We start from the raw sequence: 12,467 nt of genomic DNA, 5'->3' as shown, positions 1-12,467 counted from the left end.
GCATGACTGCATAAACGCTCTCTTTAACGTACGATGCGCAGTTTTTGCAACGAAAGCCAGATCGTTATTTGTTTACTACGTGACGTAACTCAATGATTGTTAAGGATATGATTGCATATAATGCGTGCAATAAGTCAAAGGACGGCTGTGTGTTAAAGAGATGGTTGTTTGAACCACTAGCTAAGTGCTTTCGATTAATTGGTACATTGGAGGTGAAATGCAAGACGGTAAATTAATTTGGCATGTAGCGTGTGATGAATCAGGCGTAGATGGTCAGAAATATTATGGTTTTGGTTCACTTTGGATGAAGTATCAAAGACGCGGAGACTTCGTTCGTATTATTCGAGAGCTAAGAGAAACACATAAATATACCAATGAAATTAAGTGGCAAAAGGCTCATAAAAAGCATTACGCTGGTTTTTATGAAGATCTAATAGAAACATTCTTCAAGCATCAATGGTTAGCTTTTCATTGTATCGTTATCCGAAAAGGTATGGTCGATAAAAAGTATCACGACGGTGACTACGATCTTGCAATGCGTAAACATTTCACAAAGTTAATTCAGACCAAAATTAGCGCAATTAACAAAGCCCATCCCCAACGACAATGTGAGTTTCGTATTGAAGTAGATCCTTTACCTTCGCGCTACAAGAAAGCAGATGAAGCGTTTCATAAAATCGCTAATAGCATGCTTAAAACTCAATTCGGTGGTGAAGTGCCAATACGCTCGGTTGTAACTAAAGACTCTAAGGAGTCAGAGCAAATCCAAATTGCCGATTTTTTACTAGGAGCGGTAATGAGTGCATTCCAAGGTAAGGCTAGCTCTCCCGCCAAGCTGAAAGTTGCTAAAAATATTGCAAGTTATTTAGGTTGGGATACTTTATTGCATGATACTAAACCACATGAGCGTAAGTTTAATGTATGGTATTTCTATGACCCTACTAAAGGGCCTCGCGAAGTTGAAACAAAAGACGTTAAGCTAAAGTACCCGCTTCCAAAAGTAAGAACAAGACGTTAGGTATAAGGGAGTTTCATTGTTATGTTTATTGTTTGGAAGCAAATTTATGATTGTGCTAAAGCAGCATCAAAGCGTATTGATATAGATTCACCCTTATACCTTATACCTTGTATTTGGTGATACTGAAGCACTCACAGCCATAATAATGTCTGTTACTTCGATTGAGGCTTACTTAAATGAGTTGAGTGATGTTATAGCTATCGAATCCGCTCAACTAAATGAAAGAACAATAATTTTGCATGAAAAATTATTGGCAGCAGAGCGAAATAGAGAATCATTGGAACGTAAGGTGAAACTTGTTTATGAGTATTCTGGTGCTAATTATGATCCCTCCAGGATACCTATTCAAGACTTCGGATTGCTAATTGAACTAAGAAACTCTTTGACTCACTATAAAACGCACAATAATCATACTGATCATCAACCAATAAAATTACTCGGAAAGTTGCGCTCAAAACGAATATTATTAGGGCGAGGAAACGAATTCTTATCATCTCCAGCTTATTCTTGGTTTCATGAAATATGCACAAAGGAAACTGCTTCATGGGCACTAAAAACGTGTCTAGCCATAATAACTTCGATGTCCTCAAACCTAGAACCCTCAATTGAGAACATTTTGACAGGTTGTTTAGCGCTAGAGGTAGAAAATGCTTAACGATGACTATTGCGTCAATCGCATAGCCATTTATGTTCAAAAAACTAGGGAAAAAATCAGGACGATTTTTTAGGTTTTCGGCGTAAGGAACGCCTCAAACCGACCGGACAAAGCTCACGAAATCAAAATGCCTTTCTGGTTACTCTTTGGCATGGTAAAGAGTAACTGGCTCGCTAACCATTAAACTCACGTTGTACACAATCTTCCTAGCGAGACAAATATTAGTGCGGACCACAATCAAGGCTATTTATTTAGAAAAACTTATAATGACCCAAAGAAGAGTGGGACATCAGTGGTTTGAGCACAAAAAAAGCCGCATAACGCGGCTTCAAGCTGTTTGGATATAGCAACTTATAGATAGTACGCTTCTACCGTGCCTTTTAGTTGGATCAGCATTGGGTTACCAAAGCGGTCTTTTGCTTTTGGTGAAGCGATTTTGATCCAGCCTTCACTGATGCAATATTCTTCAACATCGCTGCGCTCTTTGCCGTTAAAGCGGATGCCAATTGCGTGCTCAAAGCATTCTTTAACAAAGAATGGGCTGCGTGCGTTGCCAGCTAGGCGATCAGGAAGGGCCGGTTTTTCAGTATTACTCATGTTTTTTACCTAGAAGTTATTTCTGCAGTTTTGCCTTGGCTTCTTCAACTTTCGAAAAGTCGAGACCCAAAGTTTCTACCGCTTCTTTGATGAGCGCCGGATTTTGCATCACTTGCGCCATAAGTTGTTGTAATTGATCTTGAGGCAAACCCAGTTGACCAAGTGTTGCCATTGCCGCTAATGGGTTTTGCGTCAGTGCTTGGAAAAGTGATTGGATCTGTTCATCACTGATGTTGTTTGCTTTGAGCAATGCAATAATGGGATTCATGATTGTCTCTTTATCTTCTTAATTGATCGTCAATGGGACTAAGTCAGCAGGGCGGTAATAGACCGATTTAAGCACTTTACCCTGTCGAATGGTTTTACCCTCAGAGATAAAATCTTCGGCACATTTAGCAATAATATAGTTGCCTTTGGTCACGGCCATCAACTTAATGCCTTGCTGCGCGTAAAACGCTTCGGTTTCTGCGTATTCTTGGGTATTACGACACACCTTGCTCATGTTACTGGCATGCACTTCATCCCAGCAAGGCAGAAAATCGATACCACGATTTTTAGCGACGTTAAGCAGAAGATCAATTAAGTAACTGATTGTCATGTTGCTATTGATGTCATCCGCGCCCAAATGAACCAAACGGCCCATAAGTACATAAACGCTATCAACAATCGCGTCCGCTTGTTCCGTTTTGTTGTCCGCTTCAGCCAGTTCGGTTAACTCTTCAATTGCCAGCGAGGTGTGCAATTGGTCGGCTTTATCATCAAGTGAGCCAGGCTCAGCGACAGGCAAATCAAAGGTGCTACGAAATTCCGTGATGTCACGGTAGAGGTGAGCAAATATCGACGGTGTAAGTTGAGACAATTGCATAGTGCATTCCCTTTCTAAACAGTGGCGCGATAATAGCAGAGAGCGGCTGTCTGGGAAACTGGCTTATACCCGCCCTACTTGAAGTTGCAGGATACAGAGCCGACTCACTCGGATGAGAGCAAGGCAAACAACGCATCGAAATCGCCAGTCTATTTTTAGGGGTCGTCGAGATAAGCAAAATAATCTTGGCGCTGCGCGGCACTGAGCGCGCGTAACCGAGCAATGTTATTGCGAGGAATGGCTTGTGGATCGGGATAATGGCGCAAAACCTCGGTCAGGCTAGCCTGGCGAATTAAATGAAAAATAGGGTATGGCGCGCGATTGGTCAGATTGTCGACATCATTGGGCTCATTGCCAGCAAAGCAGTAGTGTGGATGAAAGGTGGCGACTTGTAGTGCATCATCCCAATGCTCTTGGTGTAAAAGGGCTTCAACCCAATCGATGCTCTGATTGTATTCATCAAAGTCAGAGAGCATCTGAGGGACAACAATTAGGGTGGTCTCAATAGCACTGGCGGGTTGCTCAAGAAGCTCAAGGCAGTGGTGGTAGAGGTCGGTCAGCAACGCCTCAAGAGAAGTGGCACTGGACACAACGACGTGCACCTGCTGATTACGCCTTGGCTTGGCGGCAAAAGGACAGAGATTTAACCCAATAACCACGGTATCGAGCCAGTGATTGGTTTTTTCGATGATGGTTTGTTTATCCATAGTGATCTTTTTGTTAGAAAAAAAACTGATGTTTTATCGGCAGGGTAACAAAAGGAGGTTGTAAAATGTAGCCAAATTGTAAGCAAAAAATACAAATGCCAATAATAATGATAGTAATTACCATTTAACTTGTGTACTATTCCCTGCGTCGTTTTTACCTCAAATGGAAAAGGGTATTAGAAGTTAATGTATAAACAATCTCTCCTATCTGTATCAATCCTCGCCGCGATTTCTCCGGCCCTTTACGCTAACGAAGCACTCGCTAACGAAGCCATGGCTGATGACGCTATGGTTTTTGATGAAGTTGTTGTCAGCGCCACTCGCTCCAATACTCAGATCGTCGATACTGCCGCATCGGTTGCAGTGATCTCAGAAGCCGATATTGAAGACAACATGATTGAGAGTCTCGAAGACTTGTTTAAATACACTCCCGGTGTGAGTGTACAAACCAATCCACGACAAGGCGTTCAGAGTATTAACATTCGCGGGGTGGAAGGGAATCGCGTCAAGGTATTGGTTGATGGTGTTTCACAAGGCAACCAATTCACACCTGGTGGGCCAAATTCAAACTTTATTAACTCGGCGCGGGTCGATATTGATACGGATTTAGTGAAAGCGGTAGAGATTGTAAAAGGCGCGGCTTCATCATTACATGGTTCAGATGCTATCGGTGGCATTGTCGCGTTTGAAACCAAAGATCCGGCTGACTTTTTGAAAGATGGCGATTTTGGTGGCCACGCAAAAATCAATTATTCGTCAAAAGACAGCAGCTTTAGAGAATCGGTTGCATTGGCAAACCGGTTTGGCGATGTAGAAACTCTGCTGGCTTATACACGCACTGATGGCAAAGAAGTCGATAATTTTGGCGATAAATTGCCTCAAGATGCGTCATCAAATGATGTTCTGGCAAAACTCCACTACCAAGTCAATGACAGCAATCGAATTGAATTGAACGGTATGTATATTCGTAATGATGGTGACATCGTACAAGAATACAGTGGCTATTCGAATGGTATTGGCACCGATGTGAAAGACCAATATCAAATTGGCATTAAGCATATTTGGGATATCAATGCGAATATCGTTGATACCTTGTCTTGGCAGTTTGATTGGATTGCTAAAAAAGAGAATGGCGTGACAAAACGTCTGAAAGATTCAAATAATAACTATCAGCGAAAAGATTATATTTATGATGAAAAAGGGTATCAGGTAGAAATCCAATTGGATAAATACTTTACTCTAGGCAATACAGAACACTTTGTGGTTTATGGTGCCTCATATGTTGATAAAGATATTAAGAATACCAACATGGAGTACAACAGTGTTGGTGGAAATAAAGAAATTTTCTACATTCCAGGTGCAACGGAACATCGCTATGGCCTGTTTGCTCAAGATGAAATTAGCCTAGGCGATTTTATCTTTACGCCCGGTATTCGCTACGACGCCTTTAAAACCAAGCCTGGTGATACCAGCAAAAACCCAAGCCAAAACCCGGATAGTGACTACAAGACATTTTCCGACTCAGCGGTTACCGCGCGTTTAGGCACCGTCTATAAACTGAATGAGCAAAACCGCGTTTTTGCTCAAGTCAGTCAAGGTTTCCGAGCTCCCGATTTTCAAGAGCTTTATTACTCTTATGGCAATCCGAATCATGGCTACATCAACCGTCCGAATCCAGATTTAAAAGCGGAGGAAAGCCTCTCTTACGAATTAGGCTTGCGTAATAATACCGCCTTTTCAAATAGTGAAGTTGCAGTTTTCTATAGTGACTATGACAACTTTATTGATACCGATACGGTGTCTGGTAGTTGGAGCCCAATGGACCCTGCCATCATTCAATATGTTAATATTAACAAGGCGATAATCAAAGGCGTGGAATTCTCAAACAGTGTTAACTGGGATGCCTTTTTACCTGTTTCTGGCGTGAGTACGCGAGTCGCTGCGACCTATACTGACGGCGAAGACGGTAATAATGATCCCCTAAACAGCGTTAATCCATGGAATCTGGTTGCTGGCATTAGCTATGATTCAGTTAATAACTGGGGAACGACGTTTACCGTTAATTATATGGCGAAGAAAGACAGCTCTGATATTAATGGCGATGACGTTTTGGAAAAGCCAAGTGCCACAATTTTGGATTTAACCGCTTACTATCGTCCAATGAAGGATCTAACGTTGCGTGCCGGCGTGTTTAATTTAACCAATGAAGAGTACTACTACTGGAGCGATGTACGCGATCTCACGCTTGAAAATAAAGATTTAACCCAAGCGAAGCGTAACTGGGCAGTGACTGCAAAATACGAGTTTTAACATAATTCGTTTTGAGAATCCCCGCTGGAGTGGCTGCTCGAGCGGGGATTTTTGCGTCATGATCACTGCGCGGATAACCACAGATGAGTGTTAGTCGAATTGGGCATATTCAAGTTGTTTGGGCATATAACGAGAGATGGTTTGCGCCAAACGCAACAACATCGCAATTGCTGAGGTGCTCAGCCCGACGATGATCCCAACCCAAAAGCCTTTTTCACCCATAGCGGGCACGATGATGTCAGTCAGTCCAAGAACCATGCCCAAAGGCAAGGCAAGGCCCCAATAGCTGGCAACCGCCAACATCATGGGTACTTTGGTTTCTTTGTAACCGCGTAACGCGCCATTTGCCGACGTTTGCAATGAGTCACTAAATTGGTAGATTGCGGTAAGCGCTAATAAACTGGCTGCAGTTGCTGCAACTGCAGGATCTTGAGTGTAAAGCGCTGTGATCCAATCGGGAAACAGTAAAAAGAAGCTGACCGAGATAAGCGAAAGTAGCCCTGCTGTGATCACACCTACGACACTGCGTTGTTTTGCCAGTTCTAACTTCTGTTCGCCTAATGCATGGCCGACACGAATCGTAATGCCAAATGAGAGGCTCAATGGGATCATATACGACATGCTAGAGATATTGAGTGCGATTTGCGCTGCCGCGACATTTTCCGCACCTAAGCGGCCAATTAACAGCGCAATCACCGCAAAAATACTGCCACAGATGGCGATATTGAGCCCGATCGGTAGCCCTAATTTGAAAAGCTGCCACATTTCGTTTGCCACAGGGCGAATGTGAGTAAAGTTAAGTACGGTTTTATAGTGATGGTGGCTTTTCACATAACTAAACAGAAGTAATGACATCAGCCAATAAACCAAACTGGTCGCCCAGCCACAGCCAACAGCGCCAAGTGCTGGTAAGCCGAATTTACCGTAAATAAGCATATAGTTGACGGGTATGTTGACCAGTAAACCAATGATAGAAACCACCATAGGTGCACGAGTGTTGTTCATCCCTTCACAAAAGCCGTTGAGCGTATAAAACAGGGCAATCCCGGGAACGCCAAGTGTCAGCGCGATGACATAATCACTGGCGATAGGGATGATCTCAGGTGCGACAGCGAGCGCATTCAATATGGCCTCACCGCTAAACAGATACCCGATAAGCACAAGGCTAACGGCGCCCGCAAGCCAAACCATTTGAATGAAGGCAAGTCGAATGCGTTCTGGCTCGTTCGCGCCGCGATGAAACGCAACCACTGGAGTGAGCGCCATAATAATGCCGCGCAATAAGAGCGCAACAGGGACCCATAAACTGGTGCCAAGCGCAATCGCGGCGAGATCGGCAGCACTCACTTGTCCTGCCATGGTCGTATCGGCAAATGCCATCGATTGTGTCGCCAGTTGGGTGAGCATGATGGGCAGCGCTAGCTGCAACAGGCCGCGTGATTCACGAAAAAATTGAGTGAAAGAAGTGTTGTTTAACATGTGGTTGTAACACCAATATCAATGCACCAATGAAAGCGTTATGGCGGTGTGCATCGTAGGGTGTGCCTTGTTAGCGCGCGCAATATACCGCCAAATCGATGTGATGAGCAAGGTTGCAATGAAAGATCTTTTGTTCAGTTTTGATTCAATACTAAAAATATCGAAAGAAGTTACGTTATCGCAAATTGTCTAATTTTCAATGTTCAATAGACTTGGCGCTTGATAGGCGATACCCGTTCTACTTGTAGTTGCAGCGCTTCCAAGTTATTTGGGTATAGCCAATTCGGTTGGTTGTATTTTGTTCTGCTGTCTTTTGAGCATAGTTATGTTATTCAAATTCATTGTGTTTCTTACGCTACTTTGGTTGCCAAGTTTTATTTTAGACCCAGAGGTTGGGTCAAATTTGTTTGTCCTGCGCAAACACTTGGTGATTTATTCCGGCACCTTACTGCTTGGCTTCATTTTCGCAGCGACGCTGCTTGCTTTTCGTTTTCAATGGGTGGAAAAGTGGGTTGATGGCTTAGATAAAGGTTATCAGTGGCATAAACAGTTCGGCCTTGCGGCGGGCATCGCACTGCTGGTGCACTGGCTGCTGATCGTTGGCGGAGAAATGTTAATTGAGCGTGGTTTGATGCCGCCACCACCACCGCCCCCGTTTACGGGTGAACCGCCTCTGTTTATCAAAGTGGCCCTCACGTTTGCTGATGTCTCTCTGTACGCTTTTGCGCTCGTCATATTGGTCGCTGTGATTGATGCGATAAGTTATCGTCAGTTTCAACGCATCCATAAATGGAGTGGTGTGGCTATCATAGTAGGCGTTGTCCATGCACTGGTGTTTGCATTACTGAATTTTGGTGATGGCAAAATGAATATTGCGCTATTTGGTGTGATTGTGGCTTTGGGACTGGGTGCATTGATACTGGCCATGGCTTCTCTATTTGGGCGTATCGGGAAGCGACGTCAAGTGAATGGAAAGGTGATTGAGGTCACTCGTTATGGCAACGAAAAGAGCGGCCGAGTCGCGCGAATCAAAGTGCAATTGGACGCGCCGATCCGTTATCGCGAAGCTCAGTTTGCTTATTTGGGCTTTGCGGGTGAGGCGCCACACCCGTTCACTATTTTGAACTATGATGCTGCGAGCCAGCAGGTGGTATTTGCAATCAAGGCACTCGGCGATTTTACCCGTGATTTGGTTGAACAGGTTCATATAGAGCAACCTGTAAGAGTGGAAGGTGGTTACGGACGCTTTCAAACCTCGGCGAAATCGCGTCAAGTGTGGATTGGCGCAGGCATTGGTATTACCCCGATGATCTCGAGGTTATCTGCAATATCGGCTGCGCAAGCGAAACCACAAATTGATCTCTATTATGCTGTGGCGGCAAAAACAGAAGCCTATTTCGCTGATGAACTGACGCAACTTGCAGAACGTGCTGGAGTGACGCTGCACCTGGTTTACGCCGATGAACATGCGCCACTGAATGGGCGCACCATTGTCGAGCAGGTGTCTCACCTTGATTTTGAAGTGAGCTTCTGTGGTCCTCAGGCATTTGCTGACGCGCTAAAAACGCAGCTAATTGAGCAGGGGTTTAATACGACTCACTTCAGGCAAGAGGCATTTGTGTTGCGCTGATGCTCCCATTGCTGTTGAGATAATGGCCTAAATTGGCTTTGAGAAAGTCTAAAAACAAGGTGAGTCGATAAGGCAGATGTTTACGCGTGGGATACATGGCATAGATGTTCACGGGTGGAAAATCGGCAAGATTTTTTAACTCAACTAAGTCGCCACGCTGCACTTCACTTTGCACAAACAGTGATGGCATTACCGTAATGCCCATATCGTCGCACAGAGCGCGGATCAGGGTATGGGTATCTGAAATAACGGCGACCCAAGGTTGCCGGTAAGCGACGGTTTTGCCATCCACTTGCAGCATCCAGTTGTCTCCGTAACGCGAACTTCCCATATGCAAGCAATCGTGTTGCTCAAGCTCTTGATACTGGGTTGGCGTGCCGTGTTGCGCGAGGTAGTTGGGTGACGCATAGAACCCGGAACGAGTGTCACCAAGTTTAATCGCAATGTAAGAAGAATCTTGCAAGTCATATGAGAGCCGAACCGAAACGTCAATTTTGTGTTCAATGAGATTGATTGGCTGATTTGAGAGCATAAGGTCAAAGCGAATATTGGAATAATGTTGGCGAAACGCTTTGATTGCTTGCATCAGAAAGGGCCCCATAGCGTCTGGCGCAGAAAGGCGAACGAGGCCACTTGGGTTAACTTGATGAGAGCTGGATAACGAATCTTCAAGTTGGTCGATGCTTTCTAAAACGGCTTTTGCGCCTTCATAGTAGGCTTTACCACCAGGGGTGAGTTGCATGTTACGCGTAGTGCGATTGAGTAAAATAAAGCCCAGCGCATTTTCTAACGCTGCAATGTGACGCCCGACGATCGCTGGCGTGACGTTAAGCGCTTTTGCCGCTTTTGCAAAACTGCCTTTATCTACTACGGTGCAAAAAAGCTGCATGTTTCGATACTTATCCAAAGGAACTCCCTAGTAATGCTGCTGATCTCATTCGTGATGTATTGTATACCCAAGTGACTTCAAGATGCAGGATTCAGAGCCGGCTCACTGAGCTGAGAGCAAGGCAAACAACGCAGCGAAATAGCGAGTCTATTTTCAAGTTGTTTAACGCACTTTCGTTACAACAAAAAGCGGTTCAGTGATTGGCTCCCAAAGGGCGAGCTGCCTTGGCTCATCAGCTTTGTTGACGATTTTCGATTGAGAACCACTCAATCTTCAAATCCTCGCCTCACTGACAAACCAAGTCACTCTCGCTGAACCATGCATCTTGAGGTTACTTGGGTATATCTTTTGAAATGACATTTGGTCTAATTGAATAGTATAGAGTGAATAATTTATTCTCTATACCCGTCCTACTTGAAGTTGTTTGGGTATAGCGATTTAATTGACGCCACTGAGGAGCCGTAATGAACAAACATGAACGACGTCACTATCGCGAGTTGCTTGGGCCTTTGGCGATCATCTTTTCGATTGTGCTTTTAGGACCTTTGGCCATTGATGTGTATTTGCCTTCTGTACCTGAGATGATCCGCGTGTTTTCTTCGACGGATAGCGAGATGCGTCAAACCATTTCGATTTATGTCCTCGCCCTTGGCGTGAGTCAGCTGGTGGCAGGTCCCGTCTCTGACCGATATGGCAGGCGAGCCTCTGCTGTGTTGGGTACTGCCATTTACGCCATTGGTAGCCTTGTCGCGGTGGTTGCGACTGGCATGGAGGTCCTTTATCTTGCGCGCGCTCTGCAAGGTTTTGGCGCGGCATTTACCATGGTCACTGCGATGGCGTGGATTCGAGACCATTTTGAGGGTAACGAAGCGGGTCGCTTACTCAGTTACATGGGAGGCGTTATTAGTACCATCCCAACGATTGCGCCACTAATCGGCAGTGGACTGGCCTTTTATTGGGGCTGGGTTGGTGGTTTTTACGCCATGGCCGGGTTGGCTATCTTATTGACTGTGTTGAGCGCGGTTTTGCTGGGATCTCAACCCAAAATCGCCCAGTCAGAGCGCGGCGCCCAATCAAAGCGTGAGAGTAACCAGCATGAGGCGTTAGGTTGCAATATCAGAGCGATTTTTTCCAACACGCACTTTCGTACTTTTGCCTTGGCTAACACACTGAGCTTTGCAGGATTGCTCACATACGTTGCGGTGGCACCAGTGATCGCAATGGAGCAGGGCAGTATGACCACCGTTGAGTTTTCTTTGGTGTTTGGCCTAATCGGTGGCGCTCAGGTACTCACCAGTTTAAGTGCGCCAAAGGTGATGTATCGCGTTGGACGGCCAAAAACCGTGCTGTTAGGCAGCAGTTTTGTCCTGTTGGCTGGAGCTGGTTTAGTACTGATACCAGAAGGTGTCATGTCGGGATTTTTCATTTTGGCAGGGGTAGCCAGCGCCGGGTTTAGTTTGCTTTCTGGCGCTGCGACGTCATTAGCACTGGAGCCATTTCGTTACTGCGCGGGGCTTGCGGCATCGATTGACGGCTTTTTGCGTATGGTGGGTGGCGCGCTGTTGGTGGCGATATCAAGCCTTGTGCCATTAACGGGGCAACGGACGCTCGCGCTCGTCTATTTGTTGTCGGTTATTGCCGTATTTATGTTATGGCGTTATTTAAAGACACTGGTTGAAAACGAAGCGTGACAGCCTGACGCTTATCAACCTCGCTACATAGCGCGCCGAATATGACAAAAAGCGGAGAGTCATTCTCCGCTTTTGTTGCTTAAATTAAAGCGCGCGAATCTGTTCAATTTCGCTGGCTTCAATGCCTAGAGATTCAAGAAATTTTTGATGTTCTTGAGGCTCCATCTCTTCAAATTTTTGGTGCCACTTCACCATGTCTTGCTCGTTGAAACCAGCGGCAATCATAATCTCTACCCAACGTTGTTTAGTCACTTTGTTTTCCTCAATTAAGCTTGGGTCTTGCAGCAGCGCCACAATGGCTTTTTGCTGCGCCCGAAGTAGTTGAATTTCTTGCTCAAGCTCGTTGAAGTGATCTTTGAGGATCTGAGCTTGAGTTTGGCCTTTGCGTTCAAGCAAGCTGCGAATTGCACTGATAGGCAAACCATAAGAGCGATAAGCGGCAATCGAGGTTAAGCGAGCGATCTCTTTCTCGCCATACCAACGATAACCGTTGTCTGAACGACAACTGGGAAGTAATAACCCTTCACGCTCGTAGTAGAGTAACGTTGCGCGTGATGTAGTTGCCCCCACTAAAACGGACAGTTTAACTCGCCACTTTAAGAGCTCGGTACTCTCTCGGTGACATC

At 45.2% G+C, this 12,467-nt stretch carries 12 protein-coding genes; 5 read left to right on the top strand and 7 right to left on the bottom strand.

Annotation, left to right across the window (positions count from 1 at the left end; genetic code table 11):
• Window positions 1-217: 217 nt before the first annotated feature.
• Together HGP28_RS08400 and HGP28_RS08395 are read left to right on the top strand one after the other, a co-directional pair.
• Complete coding sequence (locus HGP28_RS08400) at window positions 218-1,018, top strand: DUF3800 domain-containing protein (RefSeq protein ID WP_168836007.1); 801 nt, start codon at window positions 218-220, stop codon at window positions 1,016-1,018.
• Between the two features lie 145 nt (window positions 1,019-1,163).
• Window positions 1,164-1,673, top strand: a complete 510-nt coding sequence (locus HGP28_RS08395; protein ID WP_168836006.1) for a hypothetical protein — start codon at window positions 1,164-1,166, stop codon at window positions 1,671-1,673.
• 351 nt (window positions 1,674-2,024) lie between these two features.
• On the opposite strand, the gene HGP28_RS08390 is transcribed toward HGP28_RS08395, so the two are convergent.
• The 4 genes from HGP28_RS08390 to HGP28_RS08375 all read right to left on the bottom strand — a co-directional run bounded on the left by HGP28_RS08390 (window position 2,025) and on the right by HGP28_RS08375 (window position 3,842).
• Complete coding sequence (locus HGP28_RS08390) at window positions 2,025-2,270, bottom strand: DUF3297 family protein (RefSeq protein WP_168836005.1); 246 nt, start codon at window positions 2,268-2,270, stop codon at window positions 2,025-2,027.
• 16 nt (window positions 2,271-2,286) lie between these two features.
• Window positions 2,287-2,538, bottom strand: a complete 252-nt coding sequence (locus HGP28_RS08385; protein WP_168836004.1) for a DUF2999 family protein — start codon at window positions 2,536-2,538, stop codon at window positions 2,287-2,289.
• An 18-nt stretch (window positions 2,539-2,556) separates the two neighbouring features.
• Window positions 2,557-3,135, bottom strand: a complete 579-nt coding sequence (locus HGP28_RS08380) for a nucleoside triphosphate pyrophosphohydrolase family protein (RefSeq protein WP_168836003.1) — start codon at window positions 3,133-3,135, stop codon at window positions 2,557-2,559.
• 155 nt (window positions 3,136-3,290) lie between these two features.
• A complete protein-coding gene (locus HGP28_RS08375; RefSeq protein WP_168836002.1) occupies window positions 3,291-3,842 on the bottom strand; it encodes a DUF1415 domain-containing protein in 552 nt (183 codons plus the stop codon).
• Window positions 3,843-4,028: 186 nt separating this feature from the next.
• Here HGP28_RS08375 and HGP28_RS08370 point away from each other — a divergent pair, with 186 nt between their 5' ends.
• Window positions 4,029-6,152: a TonB-dependent hemoglobin/transferrin/lactoferrin family receptor gene (locus HGP28_RS08370; RefSeq protein ID WP_168836001.1), complete on the top strand. Its 2,124-nt coding sequence runs from the start codon at window positions 4,029-4,031 to the stop codon at window positions 6,150-6,152.
• Between the two features lie 90 nt (window positions 6,153-6,242).
• Here HGP28_RS08370 and HGP28_RS08365 read toward each other — a convergent pair whose 3' ends face one another.
• Window positions 6,243-7,631, bottom strand: coding sequence for an MATE family efflux transporter (locus HGP28_RS08365; RefSeq protein WP_168836000.1), 1,389 nt, complete (start codon window positions 7,629-7,631; stop codon window positions 6,243-6,245).
• 325 nt (window positions 7,632-7,956) lie between these two features.
• On the opposite strand from HGP28_RS08365, the gene HGP28_RS08360 reads away from it, so the two are divergent.
• Complete coding sequence (locus HGP28_RS08360) at window positions 7,957-9,261, top strand: ferredoxin reductase family protein (RefSeq protein WP_168835999.1); 1,305 nt, start codon at window positions 7,957-7,959, stop codon at window positions 9,259-9,261.
• Here the strand turns inward: HGP28_RS08360 and HGP28_RS08355 are convergent.
• Window positions 9,233-10,168 (bottom strand): LysR family transcriptional regulator, encoded by a 936-nt coding sequence (locus HGP28_RS08355; RefSeq protein WP_211091932.1) that lies wholly within the window; start codon window positions 10,166-10,168, stop codon window positions 9,233-9,235. The two genes, HGP28_RS08360 and HGP28_RS08355, sit on opposite strands and share 29 nt — an antisense overlap.
• 446 nt (window positions 10,169-10,614) lie before the next feature.
• On the opposite strand from HGP28_RS08355, the gene HGP28_RS08350 reads away from it, so the two are divergent.
• Window positions 10,615-11,841: a multidrug effflux MFS transporter gene (locus HGP28_RS08350; protein ID WP_168835998.1), complete on the top strand. Its 1,227-nt coding sequence runs from the start codon at window positions 10,615-10,617 to the stop codon at window positions 11,839-11,841.
• An 84-nt stretch (window positions 11,842-11,925) separates the two neighbouring features.
• Here HGP28_RS08350 and HGP28_RS08345 read toward each other — a convergent pair whose 3' ends face one another.
• On the bottom strand, window positions 11,926-12,423 hold the full coding sequence (locus HGP28_RS08345; RefSeq protein ID WP_168836181.1) for a MerR family transcriptional regulator: 498 nt from the start codon (window positions 12,421-12,423) through the stop codon (window positions 11,926-11,928).
• Between the last annotated feature and the right edge of the window lie 44 nt (window positions 12,424-12,467).

The sequence above is a fragment of the Vibrio agarilyticus genome (assembly GCF_012641465.1).
GTDB classification, from domain to species: Bacteria; Pseudomonadota; Gammaproteobacteria; order Enterobacterales; family Vibrionaceae; genus Vibrio; species Vibrio agarilyticus.
The sequence above is the reverse complement of the archived record's forward strand: the minus strand, read 5'-3'. Positions and strand labels throughout refer to the sequence as shown.